The organism is Nocardioides currus (assembly GCF_003057875.1).
In the GTDB taxonomy this organism is placed as follows: Bacteria; Actinomycetota; Actinomycetes; order Propionibacteriales; family Nocardioidaceae; genus Nocardioides; species Nocardioides currus.
On the sequence record NZ_PYXZ01000004.1, the window covers coordinates 213,082 to 231,727 of the forward strand.

Annotated in this window: 23 protein-coding genes and 2 tRNA genes; 10 read left to right on the plus strand and 15 right to left on the minus strand. The window is 71.5% G+C overall.

Annotation, left to right across the window (positions count from 1 at the left end; all coding sequences use genetic code 11):
* Nucleotides 1–2 precede the first annotated feature (2 nt).
* Entirely contained in the window at nucleotides 3–1,871 is a 1,869-nt protein-coding gene (locus C7S10_RS23080) for an exo-alpha-sialidase (RefSeq protein ID WP_108344555.1), read from the plus strand.
* 102 nt (nucleotides 1,872–1,973) lie between these two features.
* Nucleotides 1,974–2,543, plus strand: a complete 570-nt coding sequence (locus C7S10_RS11400; RefSeq protein WP_133176497.1) for a hypothetical protein — start codon at nucleotides 1,974–1,976, stop codon at nucleotides 2,541–2,543.
* A gap of 21 nt (nucleotides 2,544–2,564) precedes the next feature.
* Here the strand turns inward: C7S10_RS11400 and C7S10_RS11405 are convergent, their stop codons facing one another.
* A complete protein-coding gene (locus C7S10_RS11405) occupies nucleotides 2,565–3,512 on the minus strand; it encodes a pirin family protein (protein WP_108344557.1) in 948 nt (315 codons plus the stop codon).
* A 79-nt stretch (nucleotides 3,513–3,591) separates the two neighbouring features.
* On the opposite strand from C7S10_RS11405, the gene C7S10_RS11410 reads away from it, so the two are divergent.
* Nucleotides 3,592–5,172 (plus strand): phytoene desaturase family protein, encoded by a 1,581-nt coding sequence (locus C7S10_RS11410; RefSeq protein ID WP_108344558.1) that lies wholly within the window; start codon nucleotides 3,592–3,594, stop codon nucleotides 5,170–5,172.
* Between the two features lie 81 nt (nucleotides 5,173–5,253).
* Nucleotides 5,254–5,326, plus strand: a tRNA-Lys gene (locus C7S10_RS11415).
* Between the two features lie 48 nt (nucleotides 5,327–5,374).
* On the opposite strand, the gene C7S10_RS11420 is transcribed toward C7S10_RS11415, so the two are convergent.
* From C7S10_RS11420 to C7S10_RS11445, 7 genes are all read right to left on the minus strand, one after another.
* Nucleotides 5,375–5,878, minus strand: coding sequence for a pyridoxamine 5'-phosphate oxidase family protein (locus tag C7S10_RS11420; protein ID WP_243395323.1), 504 nt, complete (start codon nucleotides 5,876–5,878; stop codon nucleotides 5,375–5,377).
* Between the two features lie 197 nt (nucleotides 5,879–6,075).
* Entirely contained in the window at nucleotides 6,076–6,375 is a 300-nt protein-coding gene (locus C7S10_RS11425; protein ID WP_108344686.1) for a GroES family chaperonin, read from the minus strand.
* 52 nt (nucleotides 6,376–6,427) lie between these two features.
* Nucleotides 6,428–6,676: a DUF3618 domain-containing protein gene (locus C7S10_RS11430; RefSeq protein ID WP_108344559.1), complete on the minus strand. Its 249-nt coding sequence runs from the start codon at nucleotides 6,674–6,676 to the stop codon at nucleotides 6,428–6,430.
* A complete protein-coding gene (locus tag C7S10_RS11435) occupies nucleotides 6,673–7,428 on the minus strand; it encodes an energy-coupling factor ABC transporter ATP-binding protein (protein ID WP_108344560.1) in 756 nt (251 codons plus the stop codon). Before C7S10_RS11435 ends, C7S10_RS11430 begins: the two co-directional genes overlap by 4 nt.
* On the minus strand, nucleotides 7,425–8,096 hold the full coding sequence (gene cbiQ / locus C7S10_RS11440) for a cobalt ECF transporter T component CbiQ (RefSeq protein ID WP_108344561.1): 672 nt from the start codon (nucleotides 8,094–8,096) through the stop codon (nucleotides 7,425–7,427). The genes C7S10_RS11435 and cbiQ overlap by 4 nt, the downstream gene beginning before the upstream one ends.
* Before the next feature lies 1 nt (nucleotide 8,097).
* On the minus strand, nucleotides 8,098–8,412 hold the full coding sequence (locus tag C7S10_RS22215) for a PDGLE domain-containing protein (RefSeq protein ID WP_165807123.1): 315 nt from the start codon (nucleotides 8,410–8,412) through the stop codon (nucleotides 8,098–8,100).
* The gene (locus tag C7S10_RS11445) at nucleotides 8,409–9,104 is read right to left on the minus strand and encodes an energy-coupling factor ABC transporter permease (protein WP_165807124.1); all 696 of its coding nucleotides are present in this window, start codon (nucleotides 9,102–9,104) and stop codon (nucleotides 8,409–8,411) included. Before C7S10_RS11445 ends, C7S10_RS22215 begins: the two co-directional genes overlap by 4 nt.
* Before the next feature lie 112 nt (nucleotides 9,105–9,216).
* Here C7S10_RS11445 and bcp point away from each other — a divergent pair, with 112 nt between their 5' ends.
* The 4 genes from bcp (at nucleotide 9,217) to C7S10_RS11465 (ending at nucleotide 11,291) form a co-directional block, all read left to right on the plus strand.
* A complete protein-coding gene (gene bcp / locus C7S10_RS11450) occupies nucleotides 9,217–9,687 on the plus strand; it encodes a thioredoxin-dependent thiol peroxidase (protein WP_108344562.1) in 471 nt (156 codons plus the stop codon).
* A gap of 37 nt (nucleotides 9,688–9,724) precedes the next feature.
* On the plus strand, nucleotides 9,725–10,240 hold the full coding sequence (locus C7S10_RS11455) for an HNH endonuclease signature motif containing protein (protein ID WP_207769339.1): 516 nt from the start codon (nucleotides 9,725–9,727) through the stop codon (nucleotides 10,238–10,240).
* Between the two features lie 15 nt (nucleotides 10,241–10,255).
* Nucleotides 10,256–10,336, plus strand: a tRNA-Leu gene (locus C7S10_RS11460).
* A gap of 79 nt (nucleotides 10,337–10,415) precedes the next feature.
* Entirely contained in the window at nucleotides 10,416–11,291 is an 876-nt protein-coding gene (locus C7S10_RS11465; protein ID WP_108344563.1) for a bile acid:sodium symporter family protein, read from the plus strand.
* A 156-nt stretch (nucleotides 11,292–11,447) separates the two neighbouring features.
* Here C7S10_RS11465 and rdgB read toward each other — a convergent pair whose 3' ends face one another.
* The 4 genes from rdgB to C7S10_RS11485 form a co-directional block, all read right to left on the minus strand.
* Nucleotides 11,448–12,056: an RdgB/HAM1 family non-canonical purine NTP pyrophosphatase gene (rdgB, locus tag C7S10_RS11470; RefSeq protein WP_108344564.1), complete on the minus strand. Its 609-nt coding sequence runs from the start codon at nucleotides 12,054–12,056 to the stop codon at nucleotides 11,448–11,450.
* On the minus strand, nucleotides 12,053–12,790 hold the full coding sequence (rph, locus tag C7S10_RS11475; protein WP_108344565.1) for a ribonuclease PH: 738 nt from the start codon (nucleotides 12,788–12,790) through the stop codon (nucleotides 12,053–12,055). The genes rdgB and rph overlap by 4 nt, the downstream gene beginning before the upstream one ends.
* Nucleotides 12,791–12,908: 118 nt before the next feature.
* Nucleotides 12,909–13,739: an ABC-2 transporter permease gene (locus C7S10_RS11480; protein WP_108344566.1), complete on the minus strand. Its 831-nt coding sequence runs from the start codon at nucleotides 13,737–13,739 to the stop codon at nucleotides 12,909–12,911.
* Nucleotides 13,736–14,653, minus strand: a complete 918-nt coding sequence (locus C7S10_RS11485; protein ID WP_108344567.1) for an ABC transporter ATP-binding protein — start codon at nucleotides 14,651–14,653, stop codon at nucleotides 13,736–13,738. Before C7S10_RS11485 ends, C7S10_RS11480 begins: the two co-directional genes overlap by 4 nt.
* A gap of 98 nt (nucleotides 14,654–14,751) precedes the next feature.
* Here C7S10_RS11485 and C7S10_RS11490 point away from each other — a divergent pair, with 98 nt between their 5' ends.
* The gene (locus tag C7S10_RS11490) at nucleotides 14,752–15,930 is read left to right on the plus strand and encodes a histidine kinase (RefSeq protein WP_108344568.1); all 1,179 of its coding nucleotides are present in this window, start codon (nucleotides 14,752–14,754) and stop codon (nucleotides 15,928–15,930) included.
* Complete coding sequence (locus C7S10_RS11495) at nucleotides 15,927–16,577, plus strand: response regulator (RefSeq protein WP_108344688.1); 651 nt, start codon at nucleotides 15,927–15,929, stop codon at nucleotides 16,575–16,577. Before C7S10_RS11490 ends, C7S10_RS11495 begins: the two co-directional genes overlap by 4 nt.
* A gap of 12 nt (nucleotides 16,578–16,589) precedes the next feature.
* On the opposite strand, the gene C7S10_RS11500 is transcribed toward C7S10_RS11495, so the two are convergent.
* The 3 genes from C7S10_RS11500 to C7S10_RS11510 all read right to left on the minus strand — a co-directional run bounded on the left by C7S10_RS11500 (nucleotide 16,590) and on the right by C7S10_RS11510 (nucleotide 18,605).
* Nucleotides 16,590–17,354 (minus strand): MBL fold metallo-hydrolase, encoded by a 765-nt coding sequence (locus C7S10_RS11500; RefSeq protein ID WP_108344569.1) that lies wholly within the window; start codon nucleotides 17,352–17,354, stop codon nucleotides 16,590–16,592.
* Nucleotides 17,351–18,163 carry a glutamate racemase gene (gene murI / locus C7S10_RS11505; RefSeq protein WP_108344570.1) on the minus strand — a complete coding sequence of 271 codons (813 nt, stop codon included), beginning with the start codon at nucleotides 18,161–18,163 and terminating at the stop codon, nucleotides 17,351–17,353. Before murI ends, C7S10_RS11500 begins: the two co-directional genes overlap by 4 nt.
* Before the next feature lie 76 nt (nucleotides 18,164–18,239).
* On the minus strand, nucleotides 18,240–18,605 hold the full coding sequence (locus C7S10_RS11510) for a winged helix-turn-helix transcriptional regulator (RefSeq protein ID WP_108344571.1): 366 nt from the start codon (nucleotides 18,603–18,605) through the stop codon (nucleotides 18,240–18,242).
* Between the last annotated feature and the right edge of the window lie 41 nt (nucleotides 18,606–18,646).

An 18,646-nucleotide genomic window follows, 5' to 3' on the forward strand; every position in this document is an offset into this window, starting at 1 on the left:
CCATGACTTCCCGCGCCATCTCCCGGGCCGCCACGGCAGCCTGTGCCCTGATCGCCCTGTCCCCCGTTGCGGCGGCGGCCTCGCCGGCCGGCCCCGACCACGACGCCACCCCGTTCTGGACCGGCGGCCCCGGGCGCTACGCCGAGCAGGACCTCGCCATCGGCGGGGACGGCGTCTTCCCCAACTACCGGATCCCGGCCCTCACGGTGGCGCCCAACGGCGACCTGCTGGCGTCCTACGACGGGCGCCCCACCGGCATCGACGCGCCCGGCCCCAACTCCATCCTCCAGCGCCGCTCGACCGACGACGGCCGCACGTGGGGCCCGCAGACCGTGGTTCACGCCGGCGTCGAGGGGGCGGCGAAGGTGGGCTACTCCGACCCCAGCTACGTCGTCGACCGCGAGACCGGGACGGTCTTCAACTTCCACGTCTTCTCCCAGGACCAGGGCTTCATCGGCTCGCGTCCCGGCGTCGACCCCGCCGATCGCAACGTGCTGCACGCCGAGGTGAGCACCTCCACCGACAACGGCACCACCTGGCAGCACCGCACCATCACCGCCGACATCACCCCGGACCTCGCGTGGCGCTCGCGGTTCGCCGCGTCGGGCCAGGGCATCCAGCTGCGCTACGGCCCCCACGCCGGTCGGCTGGTCCAGCAGTACACCGTGATCAACGCGGTCGGCGCCTTCCAGGCCGTGTCGGTCTACTCCGACGACCACGGGGCGACCTGGCGCGCCGGCGAGGCCGTCGGCACCGGCATGGACGAGAACAAGACCGTCGAGCTCTCCGACGGCACCGTCATGCTGAACTCGCGCGACTCGGCCGGCTCGAAGCTACGCAAGGTCGCCTACTCCCACGACGGCGGCGTGACCTACGGCGAGGTGAGCATCGACCGCGAGCTGCCCGACCCGACCAACAACGCCTCGATCGTGCGCGCCTTCCCCAACGCACCCAGCGGCTCCGACCGCGCGAAGGTGCTGCTCTTCTCGAACGCCGCCTCCCAGACCAGCCGCAGCAACGGCACCGTCCGGGCGAGCTGCGACGACGGGCAGAGCTGGCCGATCTCGCGGGTCTTCCAGCCCGGTGAGATGGCCTACTCGACGCTCGCGACGCTGCCCGACGGAGATGTCGGCCTGCTCTACGAGCCGGGCCACAACGCCATCCGCTTCGCGGAGTTCGACCTCGCCTGGCTGCGCGGACTCTGCGCCCCGCTGACCGCCCCCGAGCTCCGCATCGAGCGCGGCACGACGGCCACCAGCACCCTGACGGTCGCCAACCAGCTGGGACCGGTCGTCAAGCCGGCGTCGCTGGCCTTCGACGCGCCGGCCGGGTGGACGGTGTCCGCACCCCGGCCGGGCAAGCTCCAGCCGCACCGCTCGGTCGACCTGCCCCTCACCGTCACTGTCCCCGCCGGTGCGACCGGCGGGACCTACCGCGTCCCGGTGCGCCTCACCGACGACGCCGGCCGCTCGTCGGCCGGCACCGTCACCGTGGTGGTGCCCAAGACCGCCGACGAGGTCGACGGCCGGATCAGCGTGACGGGCGGGACCCTCACCAACGCCCACCCCGCGCCGTACGCCCTCGGCGACCGGCTGCAGTTCAGCTACCGGGTCACCAACCTCACCGACGCGGTGACCACCGTCGTCGCGACCGGCAACCTGCGCGACCTCGACCCGGCGGTCGACGCGCGCAACTGCCGCTGGCGCAACCTGCCGGGGGCGGGCGCCTACTCCTGCACGTCGGCCTACCACCTGGTGACGCAGGCCGACCTGGACCGTGGCTCCTTCACCCCGCTCACGACCTGGACCTCGACCTCGGGTGACGACGTCACCACGGTCGAGCACGCCGGGCCGGCGGTGTCGCTGCGCTGAGCGGTCGGGCCGGTCGGTCGCGCTCCCGGCCCGTCGTCGGGTCGCCCCTGCGAGCTTTCCCATTCACCTGAGGATGCCCGCTGCACTGCCTACGCTGCAGACATGTCTCGGACCCGCGTCACGCTCGCTGCCCTCGCCATTGCCCTCACCGCATCCGGCTGTGCCGCGCTGACCGGCTCGGGGTCAGGGGGCGAGACCCGGCAGCTCGAGTCACCAACGGCCACGGGTCCCCGGATCGGCGGCTCAGGGTACTCGTACCGCGTGCCGAAGAACTGGGGGAAGCCGGGCAGAACCGTCCCGGGGTTCGACCCTGACAGCGCCGCGTTCGACCTCAGAGACACCGACGAGTTCACCGACAACATCAACGTCATCGCGTCCCCCACCGGCCGCATCAGCCCCGACGAGATCGAGGACGGTGTTCAGGAGGAGCTCGAACGTACGGGAGCCACCGACGTCGAGGTCCACGACCGCGTCGTGATCGCCGGCGAGGAGTCCGCCCACGTCAGCGGGGGGTCCTCCGTCAACGACGTCGACTACATCGTCGAGCAGTACTACGTCAGCAACGACGACCAGACCTTCGTCGTCACCTTCTCGTTCAGCCCGGACGTGCCTGCGAAGAAGCGCACACGCGTCACCGACTCCACGCTCTCCACGTGGACCTGGAATGCCTGAGGCCCGGTCGAGGGTGGTGACTCAGCCGGGGATGTGGCCGAAGCTGCCGCGCTGGAAGTCCTCGTAGGCCTGGAGCACCTCGCTGCGCGTGTTCATCACGAACGGGCCGCCCCACGCGACCGCCTCGCGGATCGGGCGGCCGCCGACCACGACCACGTCCATCCGGGGCGCGCGGCTCTCCTGCGTCCGGTCGGCCTCGATGGTGAGGAAGTCCCCCGGTCCGAGCAGCGCGGCCTGGCCGGTGCGCAGCGGGCTGGCCTCGATCCCGACCGAGCCCGCGCCGCTGAGAACGTAGACCAGCGCGTTGAACTCGACGTTCCACGGCAGCTCGAGGCGGGCGCCCGGCTCGAGGGTGGCGTGCACGAGGGTCATCGGGGTGTGGGTCGAGCCGGGTCCCACGGTCCCGTCCACGTCGCCGGCGATGACCCGCACGAGCACCCCGCCGTCGTACGTCGCCGCGAGCCCGACCTCGCTCGAGCGGAGGTCCTGGTAGGCCGGCGTGGTGAGCTTGGCGTTGCGCGGCAGGTTGACCCACAGCTGGATGCCGTGGAAGAGGCCGCCCTGGGTCACCAGCCACTCGGGCGGGGCCTCGATGTGGAGGATGCCGCCGCCCGCGGTCATCCACTGGGGGTCGCCGTCGGTGATCGTGCCGCCCCCGCCGTGGCTGTCCTGGTGGTCGAAGACGCCGTCGATGATGTAGGTGACGGTCTCGAAGCCGCGGTGCGGGTGCCAGGGCGTGCCCTTGGCCTCGCCGGGGGCGTACTCCACCTCGCCCATCTGGTCCATCATGATGAACGGGTCGAGGTCGACGAGGTCGATGCCGGCGAACGCGCGGCGCACCGGGAAACCTTCGCCCTCGAAGCCACGCGGCCCGGTCGTCACCGACCGGACGGGCCGGGGCTGGTCACCGAGTCCCGGGCGCTTCAGCGAGGGCAGGACGCTCAGGTCCTCGACGGTGATGGCGGGCATCGGGCCCTCCGGGGAGCGACGACGCCACGGCTCGGCACCGCACTGCCCCCACGGTATCGCGACCGTCTAGGTTGGCTCGATGAGCAACGGTCACTCGTCCTACGACGTCGCCATCGTCGGCGGCGGCCACAACGGCCTCGTCGCGGCTGCCTACCTCGCCCGGGCGGGCCTGTCCGTGGTCGTGCTCGAGCGCCTCGGCCACACCGGCGGCGCCGCCGTCTCGGTCAGCCCGTTCGCCGGGAAGCCGGCCCGCCTGTCGCGCTACTCCTACCTCGTCTCGCTCATGCCCGAGCAGCTGATGGCGGACCTCGACCTCGACGTCCGGCTGGCCTCGCGGAGCACGGCCAGCTACACGCCGTACACCCGCGACGGCCGCGCCGGCGGCCTGCTCGTCGAGCGCCCCGAGGGCGAGGCCACGCGCGCGTCCTTCGCGGCCCTGACCGGCTCCGACCGGGAGTACGACGCGTGGCGCGAGTTCTACGCCGACATGACGGACCTCGCGCACGCCGTCGCCCCGACCCTGATGTCGCCCCTCCCCCTCGAGCGGGAGGTGCGCGAGAGCGTCGACCCCGGCATCTGGCGCGACGTCGTGACCCAGCCGTTGGGGACGACCATCGAGGAGCGGTTCCTCGACGACACCGTCCGCGGCGTCGTGGCGACCGACGCGCTGATCGGCACGTTCGCCTCGATGCGGGACGAGTCGCTCGTCCAGAACCGCTGCTTCCTCTACCACCTGATCGGCAACGGCACCGGTGAGTGGCGGGTGCCGATCGGCGGGATGGGCGCCGTCACCGACGCGCTCGCCCGGGCCGCCACCTCGGCCGGTGCGGAGATCATCACGGGCGCCGGCGTCAGCCGCATCGAGCCGGGGTCGGACTCGGCCTCGGTGGTGTGGCACGACGGCGCCGGCGAGCACGCGCTGACCTGTCGCCGGGTGCTGTCCGGGGTCGCCCCGTGGGTGCTGCGGATCCTGCTCGGCGAGGGACAGGACGACGCCACCAAGCCGCAGGGCGCGCAGCTCAAGATCAACTTCCTGCTGGACCGGCTGCCCGAGCTCGCATCCGGCGCCGACCCGGCCGTCGCCTTCGCCGGCACCCTGCACCTCGGCGAGGACTACACGCAGCTCGAGACGGCGTACGCCGAGGCGGCAGCCGGGCAGGTCCCCTCGACGATGCCCGGCGAGGTCTACTGCCACTCGCTCAGCGACCCCTCGATCCTGGGCGACCTCGCCGCGCAGGGCGCGCACACGCTCACCTACTTCGGCCTGCACACCCCGGCCGCGCTCTTCGAGGGCGACGGCGGCGCGGCGGCCGAGGAACTCGCCGTGGAGCGCGCGATCGCCTCGCTCGACGAGCACCTCGTCGGCTCGATCCGCGACTGCGTGAGCACCGACGAGCACGGCAACCCCTGCATCGAGGCCAAGGTGCCGCAGGACGTCGAGCGCGACCTGGCGATGCCCGGCGGCCACATCTTCCACGGTGACCTCGACTGGCCGTGGGCGCCCAACCGGGCCCGCCGCGACACGCCGGCCCAGCAGTGGGGCGTGCAGACCGACCACGACGTCGTCCTGCTCTGCGGGTCCGGGGCCCGCCGCGGCGGCGCCGTCTCCGGCCTCGGCGGTCACAACGCGGCGCAGGCCGTGCTCGCCGAGCTCGGGTGAGGTCATCTCGATTTCTCCCGAGGGTGGCAGGCGTGTAGAGTTCCCATCCGTTGCCCGGCACTCCACCGTGCCGGCCAACATGCGCCAGTAGCTCAATTGGCAGAGCAGCTGACTCTTAATCAGCGGGTTCGGGGTTCAAGTCCCTGCTGGCGTACAACACCACGAAGGCCGGTCCACACGGACCGGCCTTCGTCATCTCCGCTCACGGCTCCCGGGTCGACGCGGCCGTCGTGCCCCCGAGCTCGATCGCCGGCAGGCCGAGCTTGCGGTGGTCCCAGCTCCGGGTGCGGTCGACGTCGAGGCGCAGCACCACCCGGTTGTGCATCATCAGCTCGAGGAACGGCCGCAGCTCCTCGGTGTACGGCGCGTTGTAGCGCTCGAACACGTCGAGGCACACCCGCTCCAGCAGCTCGGGGTCGTCCTCGACCACCACGCCGCGGCCCTCCATCGAGACCCCGCGCAGCTGGTCGTAGGTGTGGCCGGCCTCGACCAGGAAGCTCACCCGGTCGTCTCGGCGCAGGTTGCGGACCTTCTGCGACTTCAGCTTCGTCTCGAACCACACGTGTCCGTCGAACCACGCGTACCACATGCCGATCAGGTGGATCTGCCCCTGCGGCCCGACGGTGGCCAGCGTCGAGCTCCGCTGCTCGCGCAGGAACGTGTCGACCTCGGAGTCGCTCATGACGATCGCGTCGCGCTGCTTCACGCGATCACCCTAGGGCGCAGGCGGGAGTGGCCGCGGCGCAGGCACAGCGGACGGTCTGCCGGGCGGGGGACTCCGGCAGGCCGTCCATCGTCACTCGACATTCACGGGGGTAACGTCGCGACTCCGACCATCGTGGCCCCGTGGACGCGCGCGTGGCTACCCCTCGCAGGGAGATCACCCAAATTGGTCCGTCGGGCTTACAAATAGAGCCCGGTCGAGCCGCCCTCGAGCCGCTCGGCGGCGACGGCGTGGACGTCGCGCTCACGCATCACGACGTACACCTCACCGTGGACCTCGACCTCGGCCTTGTCCTCGGGGTCGAAGAGCACCCGGTCGCCGACCTCGACGGCGCGCGCGTGCGGGCCGGCCGCGACGACGCGCGACCACTGGAGCCGACGCGCGCCCATGGCCGCGGTGGCGGGGATGACGATGCCGCCCGAGGAGCGCCGCTCCCCCGACTCGCGGTCGAGCTCGACGAGGAGCCGGTCGTGCAGCATCTTGATGGCGGCCGTGCCGGCGGGGTTGCTCACGAGGGTCGCGGGGCCAGGCTCAGCGGGTGACCCGGCGGATCACGGCGATCAGCACGAGCGCGCCGACGACGCCGCCCGCGACCTTGAGGATGTTGTCGGTGCGCGGGGCGCCCGACTCGACGTCGACGAAGTGCGACTTCACCGAGGCGACCTCGCGACCCACGATGGTCTTCGGGTTGGCACGGTAGGTGAGCTGGTCGATCGTGTGGGCCAGACGCTGGCGCGTCTCCTCGATCTCGCGCTCGAGCGCACTCAGTTCGTTGGTCACGCCGGAAGGCTACCAACCGTGCGCGGGTCGAATCCCCACGGCAGCTCCAGTCGGTGCGCGGCCATCAGCGACTCGTCGGTGAGCACGGCCAGGGTGTCGGCGTCCGCCACGACGTGCCCGTCGCTGAGCACCACCGAGCGGGGGCACAGCTCCAGCGCGTACGGCAGGTCGTGGGTCACCATCAGCAGCGTCACGTCCAGGCTGCGCAGGATGTCGGCGAGCTCGCGTCGGCTCGCCGGGTCGAGGTTGGAGCTCGGCTCGTCCAGCACCAGGATCTCCGGCTCCATCGCCAGCACGGTCGCGACCGCGACCCGCCGTCGCTGGCCGTGGGAGAGGTGGTGCGGCGGGCGGTCGGCGAAGTCGGCCATCCCGACCTGGTCGAGGGCCGTCATCACCCGCCGGTCGAGCGCCGCGCCCTTCAGCCCGAGGTTGGCGGGTCCGAAGGCGACGTCCTGTCGCACGGTGCCGAGGAAGAGCTGGTCGTCGGGATCCTGGAACACGATCCCGACGCGCCGCCGGATCTCGGCCAGGTTCTTCTTCTCGACGGGCAGGCCGCTGATGGCCACGCTCCCGGCGCCGCCGGTCAGGATGCCGTTGAGGTGCAGCACGAGCGTCGTCTTGCCGGCTCCGTTGGGGCCGAGCAGCGCGACCCGCTCGCCGGGGTGCACGTGGAGGTCTACGCCGAAGAGCGCCTGGTGGCCGTCGGGGTAGGCGAAGGCCAGCCCGCGCACGTCGAGGGTGGGGACGCTCATCTCGGGAGCCTTCCGGTGTAGCCGCGCGACAGCATGGCGAGGTGGACCCGCTCCCCGCGCTCGTAGGTGCGGATGAACAGCGCCCCCATCGTGCTGGCCAGCGCCCACCAGTGCCGCGGCGAGCGTGGGTCGCACCCGCGCGAGCGCATCGCCACCAGCATCCGCGACAGGTCCCCGGTGACGAGGTCGAGGTAGCGGAACATGAACCCCATGATCTGCACGACCAGGTCGGGGACGTGCAGGCGCTGGAGGCCGCGCAGGATCTCGTCGGGCTCGGTGGTGACCGCGAAGGTCAGCGACGACGCGACGCCGATGGTGCCCTTGGCCAGCAGCGCGAACGCCGCGACGAGGCCGTGCTCGGACAGCGAGAGGCCCAGGACCTCGGTCCGGGGACCGGTGGCGATGACAGGCATCAGCAGCGCGAAGAGCACGAACGGCACCTCGATCACCATCAGCCGGCCGATGTGGCGCAGCGGCACCCGCGAGGCGCGGATGACGACCAGCACGACGACGGCGTAGGCCGCGAAGGCGACGTACCAGTCCCGCGGGGTCGCGACGACGAGCAGCATGAAGCCGACCAGGACCAGCAGCTTGTGGTGGGCCGCCATCCGGTGCACCGGGCTGTGCCCGTGGGTGACCGGGAAGCCGCGGCCGTGGCCAGCGCCCACGTCAGGCCGGGTCTGTGGTGTGGGTACGGCGACGCCGGAGCACCCAGAACAGGCCGCCGCCGACGAGGAGCGTGGTCAGCGACCCGACCACGCCGGCGACGCCGCCGCTGAGCCGGTCGTCGTCGATGCCGCGGGTGGAGTATCCGGCGAAGGGGCCGTCGGAGGTCGCCGACGCCTTCTCCTGGTCGATGAACCCGGTCTGCTCGGCGACGTAGTTGAGCCCGTCGGGGTGGGAGCTGGCGTAGAAGCTGCCGACCCCGGCGATGAGCAGCGCCACCAGCAGGAACCCGGCGTAGAACTTCGCGTTGCGCTTCATCGGGCGGCCTCCGCGGTGGTGCGGACCTCGAGCTCGCGGGCGGCGAGCAGGGGGCGTGCGCCGTACACGAGATCGGGCCTCGTGGTGACGATCGTGCCGATCACCAGGGTGGTGATGACGGCCTCGCCGATCCCGATGACCGTGTGCCACCCGAGCATCGCGGTGAGCACGGTCGAGGTATCGATCGGCGCGGTGCCGCCGACGGCGAAGAGGAGCGTGAAGGCCAGCGCAGCGGCCGGGACGCTGACGAGCGCGGCGACGCCGGCGGCGGGCGCGACCAGCGAGAGCCGGCGCGGCAGCAGGCGGCGCAGCCCGGCGAAGACCAGCCAGCCGGTGCCCGCGCCGACGATGCCCATCAGGGTGATGTTGGTGCCGAGCGCGGTGATGCCGCCGTCGGCCATCAGCAGGGCCTGGACCACGAGGACCACGCTGATGCACAGCGCGCCGGTCCAGGGGCCGACGAGCACGGCGGCGAGCGCGCCGCCGAGGAGGTGGCCGCTGGTCCCGCCGGCGACCGGGAAGTTGATCATCTGCCCGGCGAACACGAAGGTCGCGACCAGGCCGGCCATCGGGGCGGTGCGGTCGTCGAGCTCGCGGCGCGCGCCGCGCAGGGCCACGGCCACGCCGGCCGCCGCCACCACTCCGGTCGCGACGGACGTCGGGGCGTCGAGGAAGCCGTCAGGCACGTGCATGGGTCATCTCGCTCTCGCCTCGGGCCGACGGGATGCTTGGATGGTGTGCCCGTCGATCGCTCCTGCGACTCTATTGCATGTAGCGCGACCCCGACCTACCCAGGAGGACAGGATGACCACCCGCCTCGCCCCCGGCGACCCCGCCCCCGACTTCACGCTCACCGACGACGCGGGCTCGGAGGTCACGCTGTCCGCCCTGCGCGGCCGGAAGGTGATCCTGTACTTCTACCCCGCCGCGATGACGCCCGGCTGCACCAAGCAGGCCTGCGACTTCAGCGAGTCCCTCGACTCGCTCCAGGGCGCCGGCTACGAGGTGCTCGGCGTCTCCAAGGACAAGCCGGCCAAGCTCGCGAAGTTCCGTGAGCGCGACCAGCTCACCCTCACCCTGCTCTCCGACGAGGCGCTCGAGGTGCACAAGGCCTACGGCGCGTACGGCGAGAAGAAGCTGTACGGCAAGACGGTCGAGGGCGTCATCCGCTCGACCTTCGTCATCGACGAGGACGGCAAGGTCGAGCTTGCGCAGTACAACGTCAAGGCCACCGGCCACGTCGCGAAGCTGCGGCGGGACCTCGGTCTCGACTGAGGTCGCGGCTGTCGGTGCTCGCGCCTAGCGTGCGAGCGTGATCGTCCGGCGGAAGTACACGCGCGAGCTGCTGGTCGACGCCGTGCAGGCGTCGACCTCCGTGGCCGGCGTCCTTCGATACTTCGGCCTGCGTCCGACAGGAGGGGCACACGCCCACCTGAGCCGAGCGATCAAGGCCTTCGACATCGACACCTCCCACTTCCGGCGTCAGTCCTCGACCGGCCACTCGTCGAGAAGACTGGCCGCGGATCGCATCCTGGTCGTCCTGCCGGATGGATCCCCTCGGGCAAAGCCACACATGCTCGCCCGCGCCCTGGTCGAGTCGGGCCTGGACTATGCGTGCGCACTCTGTGGATGCAACGGCACCTGGCAAGGGCTCCCGTTGACGCTCGAGGTCGACCACGTCGACGGCGACTACCACAACAATCTGCTGTCCAACCTCAGGTTCCTCTGTCCCAACTGCCACCGGCAGACCCCGAACTTCGCGGGACGCAGCAGGGGTAAGTACTCCTCGCGACCCACGCTCACCCAACCACGAGACCCGGCCTCCTAGACTGGGCGCGCTTCAGCCGAAGTGGTGGAACGGCAGACACGCGGGTTTTAGGTATCCGTGCCTTCGGGCGTGGGGGTTCAAGTCCCCCCTTCGGCACATCAGTTCCGACAATGCGGTGTGCCTGCAGGTCCCGCAATCGGCTCCGCGGCACCACCCTGGTCGCTAGGGTCCGCTCATGGACTCCGCGCTGACCGAGATCGGGCTGCCCATCGCCCTGGCGATCATCATGTTCGGGCTGGGGCTCGATCTGACGCCGGCCGACTTCCGGCGGGTGGGTCAGCACCCGAAGGCCGTGGTCGTCGCCCTGGCCTGCCAGCTGGTGCTGCTGCCGGCGATCTGCTTCGGGCTCGTCGTGCTCCTCGACCTGCCCCCGCTCCTCGGCATCGGCATGCTGCTGCTGGCCGCCAGCCCGGGCGGCACGACCGCCAACCTCTTCAGCCACCTGTTCCGCGGCGACGTCGCCCTCAACATCACCCTGACCGCCATCAACTCGATCATCGCGATCGCCACACTGCCGATCATCACCAACCTGGCGATCGGCTACTTCGACCTGAGCGACGAGGTGTCGATGCCGCTCGCCGAGGTGGTGAAGGTCTTCGCGTTGATCCTGCTCCCCGTCGGGATCGGCATGGTCGTGCGCGACCGGGCGCCGGGGTTCGCCGCACGGATGGACAAGCCGGTGCGCATCGCCTCGGCCGTGATCCTGGCGGTGCTGGTGCTGGGCATCCTGGCGGGCGAGGCGGAGAACGTCGGCGACTACCTCGCGAAGGTGGGGCTGGCGGTCGTGATCTTCTGCCTGGTGAGCCTGGTCGTCGGATTCGTCGTCCCGCGTGCGGTCGGCGTCGTGGAGAAGCAGGCCATCGCCTCGTCGTTCGAGATCGGGGTGCACAACGCGACCCTGGCCATCTTCGTGGCCGAGAACGTCCTCGACGAGCCCGAGATCGCCGTGCCCGCGGCGGTCTACGGCCTGCTGATGTTCCCGCTCGCCGCGCTGTGGGGGATGTTCGTCTCCCGCCGGGTGGCGGCGAGCTCGGCGTCGGTCACCGCCTGACCTGTCTCCGGCGCGTCGGACGTGTGGAAGTCTCCGTACGCCGCGCAGCGCACGCTCGACGGGTCGCGCCCTGCGGACTTCGTCACGTCCGACGCGCCGCAGCGTCAGGCGCGGGCGTCAGGCGCGGGCGTCAGGCGCGGGCGTCAGGCCCGGGCATCAGGCGAGGGCGGCGGCGATCCGCGGGGCGAGCGCGCGCAGGGCCTGGCCGCGGTGCGAGATGCGGTCCTTCTCGGCGGGGTCGAGCTCGGCGGAGGTGAGGTCGGCTTCGGCGTGCTCGTCGGCGACGAAGAGGACGTCGTAGCCGAACCCGCCGCTCCCCCGCGGCTCGTGGATGATGCGGCCGGGCATCCGGCCGTGCTCGACGAGCTCCGCGCCGTCGGCGCCGACGAAGGCGATGGAGCACTCGAACCACGCGTCGCGCCGCTCGTCGGGCACGTCGCCGAGCTGGGCCAGCAGCAGGTCGTTGTTGCGGGCGTCGGACTTGGGCGGTCCCGACCATCGCGCCGACAGCACGCCGGGCATGCCGTTGAGCGCGCTGACGCACAGCCCGCTGTCGTCGGCGATGCTCGGCAGGCCGGTGGCGGCGAACCCGGCACGCGCCTTGAGCAGCGCGTTGCCCTCGAACGTCGGCTGGTCCTCGACGGGCTCGTCGTAGTGGGTCACGTCGTCGAGCCCGACGACCTCGACGCCGTCGACGTGCTCGGCGAGGATGCGCTGCATCTCGACGAGCTTCTTGGCGTTGCGCGAGGCGAGGAAGACCCTCATCGCGCGAGCGCCTCCTGCTGGAGGCGGGTCAGGTCGACGCATCCCTTCGCCGCGAGGTCGAGCAGCGCGTCGAGCTCGGCGCGGTCGAAGGCCGCGCCCTCGGCGGTGCCCTGCACCTCGACGAACGAGCCGGCGCCGGTCATCACGACGTTCATGTCGGTCTCGGCCCGCACGTCCTCCTCGTAGGGCAGGTCGAGCCGCGGGACGCCGTCGATGATCCCGACGCTGACGGCGGCGACCGAGCCGGTCAGCGGCTCACCGGTCAGCGCGCCGGTCGAGCGCAGGTGCGAGACCGCGTCCGCCAGTGCGACGTACGCCCCGGTGATCGACGCCGTGCGCGTCCCGCCGTCGGCCTGCAGGACGTCGCAGTCGATGACGATGGTGTTCTCGCCGAGCTCCTTGTAGTCGATGATCGCGCGCAGGGAGCGGCCGACCAGGCGAGAGATCTCGTGGGTGCGCCCGCCGATGCGGCCCTTGACCGACTCGCGGTCGGAGCGGGTGTTGGTGGAGGCGGGGAGCATGGCGTACTCCGCCGTCACCCAGCCCAGGCCCGACCCCTTGCGCCACCGCGGCACGCCCTCGGAGGCCGACGCCGCGCACAGCACCTTGGTGCCGCCGAACTCCACGAGCACCGATCCGGCCGCGTGGTCGAGCCAGTTGCGGGTGATCGTGATCGGGCGGAGCTGGTCGTCCGCGCGACCGTCGGCGCGGGCGGGGGTGGAGAGGTTCGTCATGGGCTCCAACCTAGTTGGGCCGACGGGGGCAGACGCCAGCCGGGCCCGGTCATCCCCGTGGAAGACCGGACCCGGCTCGGTGTTGGCCCCTCCCCCGTGGGGGGCCAGTCGGTGGGAGCTACTTGAGCTCGGCCCTTGCGACCCGGCGCAGGCCGACGGCGAAGGGCAGGACGATCCAGATCACGAAGGTGACGATGACCTGCATCAGGGTGGTGGTGCTCGGCTCGACGCTCGGGTCGGGACCTTGACCGACGTAGGGCCCGACCGCGAAGCCGAAGTCGATCCACGGGATGAGGTCCTGGGCCCAGTCGAAGAAGGCGTAGAGCGTGCCGTAGACCATGAACGGCAGCAGCAGGGAGACGACGTAGTAGATCGCGATCGAGGCCGGCGAGCTCAGGAACACCAGGCCGAAGGCGAACGCCATCGTGAAGTAGGCCATCTGCTGGAAGAGCGTCCACGCGAAGACGTCGGCCTCGAGGTTCCAGACCGGGTCGTTGCCCGTGATCGCGGAGGCCAGCAGGGTGCCGATCGCGCCGAGGACGATCGCCAGCGCGATGGTGGCCACCGCCAGGACCAGCACGGTGACGAACTTCGCCCAGACCACGCGCATCCGGTGCGGCTCGAGGGTGAAGGACACCAGGCCCGTGCGCTGGCTCCACTCGCTGGTGATGCTGGTGATGGCGAGCACCGGGACGAGCAGCGAGACCGGGATCGTCATGATCTGGGAGAACGCGTTGGCCGAGACGGTGACCTCGTCGTCGAGGGCGACCACCAGCAGGGTGATGCCGAGCGCGAGGACGAGCAGCCCGCCGGTGACGGCGAGCAGCCAGAACCCGGCGCGGGTGTCGCGCATCTTGCGGAGCTCGACGGAGACGAGGCGCCCGAAGGGCACCTGCTCGGTGCCGGACAGGTCGATGGTGGGCGACGCGTCCGCTGAGACGGCGGTCATACCGCGACTCCTTCGCTGGTGATGCTCTCGCGCTGGGTGTCAGCGGTGAGCTCGAGGAACAGGTTCTCCAGTCCGCCCTCGGCGGGCCGGAGGTCGGTGAGGACGATCTGCTTGTCGGCGGCGACCTGGCCGACCTGCACGGGGTCGGCCTCGACGCGGAGACCGTCGCCGGCGGCCGACACGGTGTAGCCGGCCGACTCGAGCGCGGACGACAGCGACGCGACGTCGAGCGCCGTGACGTGCGTGCCCCCGCCGGAACGACCGGCGAGCAGCTCCTGCTTGGTGCCGCTGGCCACGATCTGGCCGCGGCCGATGAGGATCATCTCGTCGGCGACCAGCTCGACCTCGTTGAGGAGGTGGCTGGAGAGCAGCACCGTGCCGCCCCGGTCGGCGTAGTCCTTGAGCAGCCCGCGCATCCAGCGGATGCCGGCCGGGTCGAGGCCGTTGGCCGGCTCGTCGAGGATCAGCACGGACGGGTCGCCCAGCAGCGCGTGCGCGATGCCGAGGCGCTGGCGCATGCCGAGGGAGTAGTTGCGCAGGCGGCGCGAGGACTCGGTGTCGGACAGGCTCACCAGGTCGAGCATCTCGTCGACGCGGCCGGCCGGCAGCCCCATCTGCTTGGCGCCGAGGGCGAGGATCTCGCGGCCCGTACGTCCGGCGTGCTGCGCGGACGCGTCGAGCAGGACGCCGACGTGGCGGCCGGGGTTGGGGATGTCGCGGTAGTGGTGCCCGCCGATGGTGACCTCACCGGCGGTGGCCGGCGTCAGGCCGACCATCACGCGCATGGTGGTGGTCTTCCCGGCTCCGTTGGGGCCCAGGAAGCCGGTCACCCGACCGGGTCGACAGGTGAAGGTCACGTCCTTCACGGCGGTGAAGTCGCCGTACTGCTTGGTCAGTGAGCTCACGCGGATCATGGCTCCAGCCTGCCCGGCCGCGGCCGGCCCCCACATCGGTCGCAGGGCTCGATCCCTCCCCTACCTAAGTAGGGGTGCCCGTCGCCTAGCCTTGGCGCATGGACGGCCCGCCTGCTCGACTGCGAGCCGAGGACACCCGGCCCGAGCTGACGCCGTTCCGTCACGCGTGGCGGCTCGCCGTCTGCCTGGTCTTCGGTCTCGTCGTCTGGTCGCAGGCCACGGCGAACGAGTGGAACGACCACCGGGCGATCTTCTGGGGCGAGGTCGTGCTCGGCGTCGCCGCGTTCGTCCTCGTCGTGTTCCGTCGGCGCGCCCCCGTCACCGTGGCGGCCATCGTGGCCGTGATGAGCGCGTTCTCGGGGCTGGCGTCCGGTCCCGCCACCCTGAGCGCGGTGTCGGTGGCCACCCTGCGGCGGCCGCTGCCGATCATCGGGATCGGCCTGCTCAACTTCGCCTGCGCGATGACCTACACGCTCTACGCGCCCTTCGACCTCAGCGGCCCCATCTGGGTCTCGGTCGTGATCAATCTGGTCACCAACGCCGCGATGATGGGCTGGGGCATGTACCTCGGTTCACGCCGCGAGCTGCTCTGGACGCTGCACCAGCGGGCGTCGCGCGCCGAGGCCGAGCAGGAGCTGCGGGTCGCCCAGGGGCGCAGCCAGGAACGGGAGCGGATCGCCCGCGAGATGCACGACGTGCTGGCGCACCGCATCACCCAGATCTCGATGCAGTCCGCCGCGCTGGCCTTCCGCGACGACCTCGAGGCGGACGAGCTGCGCGCCGGGCTCGGCGAGATCCAGGGCAAGTCCAACGAGGCGATCAACGAGCTCCGCGGAGTGCTGGGCGTGCTGCGCGACCAGGCCACCGGCGAGCTGGTGGACGGCCCGCAGCCGACCTACTCCGACCTCGCCGCCCTCGTGTCAGAGTCGCGGGACAACGGCCTGCACGTGGAGTTCAGCGACCGCGTCGACCGCTCGGATGGCGAGGTGCCGGACGTCGTCGGGCGAGCGCTCTACCGGATCATCCAGGAGGGGCTCACCAACGCCACCAAGCACGCGCCCGGGGCAGTGGTACGGATCGCGCTGAGCGGCTCCCCCGCGGACGGCATCGACTTCCAGATCCGCAACCCCCTCGGCTTCGCGGTCGGATCGGCACCCGGCGCCGGCCTCGGGCTGGTCGGGCTCTCCGAGCGGGCCGAGCTGCGCGGCGGCACCCTCGTCCACGGTCGCGAGGGCACGACGTTCGTCCTGCGCGGGTGGATACCGTGGTCGACATGATCCGGGTGCTGGTCGTCGACGACGACCCCCTCGTCCGCTCGGCTCTGTCGCTGATGCTCGGTGGGCAGCCCGACCTTGTCCTGGTCGGCGAGGCCGGCAACGGCGCCGAGGCCGTCGCGGCGGTGGAGCGGGAGCGGCCGCGGGTCGTGCTGATGGACATCCGGATGCCCGTGATGAACGGGCTCGACGCGACCCGGGCGATCGTCGAGCTGCCCGACCCTCCGTCGGTGATCGTGCTGACGACCTTCCACGCCGACGAGCACGTCGTGGCCGCAGTCGCCGCGGGCGCCGACGGCTTCCTGCTGAAGGACACTCCCCCGCACGAGATCGTCAGCGCCGTACGCCGCGTGGCGAACGGCGAGGCCATGCTCTCGCCCGCTGTGACCCGCACCGTGCTCGACCGGATCCGGTCGGGCCAGCCGCAGGGCCGCTCGAGCGTGGCCGAGCAGCGGCTGGCGACGCTGACCCTGCGCGAGCGGGAGGTCGCGGTGTGCGTCGGTCGCGGCTTGAGCAACGCGGAGGTCGCCCGCGAGCTCCACCTGTCGGTGCCGACCGTGAAGGCGCACGTCTCGCGGCTCTTCGACAAGCTCGACTCGACGAACCGCGTGCAGATCGCGATGGTCGTGCACGACGCCGGGCTCGTCTGAGTCGCCGAGGCGTCAGAGGTCGATGACCATCCCGGCCACGGCGAGGTCGAGCGGGCCGGACCAGGTGGTGCGGGCCTCGGTGAGCGCGTCCTGCGAGTCGTGCCACGGCGGGATGTGGGTGAGGACGAGACGGCCCACGCCGGCCTCGGTGGCCGTCGTCCCGCACTCCGACCCGGTCATGTGCAGGTCGGGCGGGTTGTCGACGCCGTCGCGGAACGACGCCTCGCAGAGCAGCAGGTCGGCGCCGGTGGCCAGCGACGTCAGCTCGGGGCACGCACCCGTGTCGCCGCTGTAGACGAGGCTGCGCCCGCCCACCGTGACCTTGAGCGCGAAGGCGTCGACGGGGTGGACCACCGGTCGCGACTCGACCACGAACGGCCCGACCGTCACGGCCTCGCCGTGGGGCCGGAAGTCGAACTCCTCGGTCATGCCGGGGTCGAGCGGCAGGTCGTAGGCGCGCGCGAGCCGACCGGGGGTGTCGCCCGGTCCCCACACCGGGATGCGGGGCTGGGCGCCGGTGGGGTGGTACTTGCGCATGACGTAGTAGCCGCACATGTCGAGGCAGTGGTCGGCGTGGAGGTGGCTGAGGAACACCGCGTCGATCGTCAGCGGGTCGACGTAGCGGTGCAGCTCGCCCAGCGCGCCGTTGCCGAGGTCGAGCAGGATGCGGACGGTGCGGCCCTCGTGCTCGGCCTCGAGGAGGTAGCTGCTGGCGGCCGACTCCGGACCGGGGTAGGAGCCGGAGCAGCCGATGACCGTGAGGCGCGCCGCGCTCACGACAGGCCTCCGGCGAACTGCGAGGCGCCGAGCAGCTCGGAGCCGAGGAAGCGGCGCCCGAGGGTCTCGAACTCGTCGGGGCTGCCGGTGGTCGCGAACGAGTAGGTGGCCTCGCCACTCTCCAGCATCAGGTCGGTGCGGGCCAGCAGCTTGTAGACGTCCTTGGCGCACTCCTCGGCCGAGCTGACCAGGGTGACGCCGTCGCCCATGACCATCGAGATGACGCCGGTGAGCAACGGGTAGTGGGTGCAGCCCAGCACGAGGGTGTCGATGTCGGCCTCGACCAGCGGCTGGAGGTACTCGTGGGCGACGTCGATCAGCTCGCTGCCGCCGGTCACGCCCTGCTCGACGAAGTCGACGAAGCGGGGGCAGGCGCGGGTGAGGAGGTCGACGTGCGGCGCCGCGGCGAACGCGTCGTCGTAGGCCATCGACTCGGCCGTGGCGCGGGTGCAGATGACGCCGATGCGCCCGGTGGCGGATGCGGCGACGGCGCGCCGCGTGGCGGGCAGGATCACCTCGACGACCGGGACGTCGTAGCGCTCGCGGGCGTCGCGCAGCATGGCGGCGCTGGCGGAGTTGCAGGCGATGACCAGCGCCTTGACGCCCTCGGCGTAGAGGTGGTCGAGGCACTCGAGGGCGTACTCACGGACCTCGCTGATCGGCTTGGCGCCGTACGGCGCTCGCGCGGTGTCGCCGACGTAGCGGATGGATTCGTGCGGCAGCTGGTCGATGACCGAGCGCGCCACGGTCAGCCCGCCGAAGCCGGAGTCGAAGATCCCGATCGGGGCTTCTCTGGTCACGGTTGGCACGCGCCAAGGCTAGGGCTGCCCGTCGCGAAAGGCACGCCGTCGGCGGCGTTGGCCCGGTCACACGGCATGGGACGGGTCATGTGGAGGGCAGGTCGCCCGCGTGCCCGGCGATCCACTGCATCAGCGGCACCAGGTGGGTGGCGAGCTCCTGGCCGGAGGGCGTCAGGGAGTACTCCACGTGCGGCGGGACGACCGGCCGTGCCTCGCGGGTGACCAGGCCGTCGGCGGCCAGCGTGCGCAGGGTCTGGGCGAGCATCTTCTCGCTCACGCCCTCCGCCCGGCGGCGCAGCTCGCTCCAGCGCAGCGGCTCGCCCTCCGAGAGGGACAGGAGCACCAGCACGCCCCACTTGCTCATCACGTGGTCCAGCAGCACCCGGCTGCCGCACGCGGCCGGGAAGACGCCGTCGGGGTAGATGTCGCGGAGCTGGGCACTCACCTTCATGTAGGTACCTTACTTCAAAGTGGGTACTAACCAACGGGAAG

Coding starts and splice junctions, on each gene's coding strand:
- bcp (WP_108344562.1), top strand. CDS start 9,217: ATGACCACCCGCCTCGCCCCCGGCGACCCCGCCCCCGACTTCACGCTC.
- C7S10_RS23080 (WP_108344555.1), top strand. CDS start 3: ATGACTTCCCGCGCCATCTCCCGGGCCGCCACGGCAGCCTGTGCCCTG.
- C7S10_RS11435 (WP_108344560.1), bottom strand. CDS start 7,428: ATGAGCGTCCCCACCCTCGACGTGCGCGGGCTGGCCTTCGCCTACCCC.
- C7S10_RS11510 (WP_108344571.1), bottom strand. CDS start 18,605: ATGAAGGTGAGTGCCCAGCTCCGCGACATCTACCCCGACGGCGTCTTC.
- C7S10_RS11410 (WP_108344558.1), top strand. CDS start 3,592: ATGAGCAACGGTCACTCGTCCTACGACGTCGCCATCGTCGGCGGCGGC.
- C7S10_RS11405 (WP_108344557.1), bottom strand. CDS start 3,512: ATGCCCGCCATCACCGTCGAGGACCTGAGCGTCCTGCCCTCGCTGAAG.
- rdgB (WP_108344564.1), bottom strand. CDS start 12,056: ATGAGGGTCTTCCTCGCCTCGCGCAACGCCAAGAAGCTCGTCGAGATG.
- C7S10_RS11425 (WP_108344686.1), bottom strand. CDS start 6,375: ATGCTGCACGACCGGCTCCTCGTCGAGCTCGACCGCGAGTCGGGGGAG.
- C7S10_RS11485 (WP_108344567.1), bottom strand. CDS start 14,653: ATGATCCGCGTGAGCTCACTGACCAAGCAGTACGGCGACTTCACCGCC.
- C7S10_RS11445 (WP_165807124.1), bottom strand. CDS start 9,104: ATGCACGTGCCTGACGGCTTCCTCGACGCCCCGACGTCCGTCGCGACC.
- C7S10_RS22215 (WP_165807123.1), bottom strand. CDS start 8,412: ATGAAGCGCAACGCGAAGTTCTACGCCGGGTTCCTGCTGGTGGCGCTG.
- rph (WP_108344565.1), bottom strand. CDS start 12,790: ATGACGAACCTCTCCACCCCCGCCCGCGCCGACGGTCGCGCGGACGAC.
- C7S10_RS11465 (WP_108344563.1), top strand. CDS start 10,416: ATGGACTCCGCGCTGACCGAGATCGGGCTGCCCATCGCCCTGGCGATC.
- C7S10_RS11480 (WP_108344566.1), bottom strand. CDS start 13,739: ATGACCGCCGTCTCAGCGGACGCGTCGCCCACCATCGACCTGTCCGGC.
- C7S10_RS11400 (WP_133176497.1), top strand. CDS start 1,974: ATGTCTCGGACCCGCGTCACGCTCGCTGCCCTCGCCATTGCCCTCACC.
- C7S10_RS11495 (WP_108344688.1), top strand. CDS start 15,927: ATGATCCGGGTGCTGGTCGTCGACGACGACCCCCTCGTCCGCTCGGCT.
- C7S10_RS11490 (WP_108344568.1), top strand. CDS start 14,752: ATGGACGGCCCGCCTGCTCGACTGCGAGCCGAGGACACCCGGCCCGAG.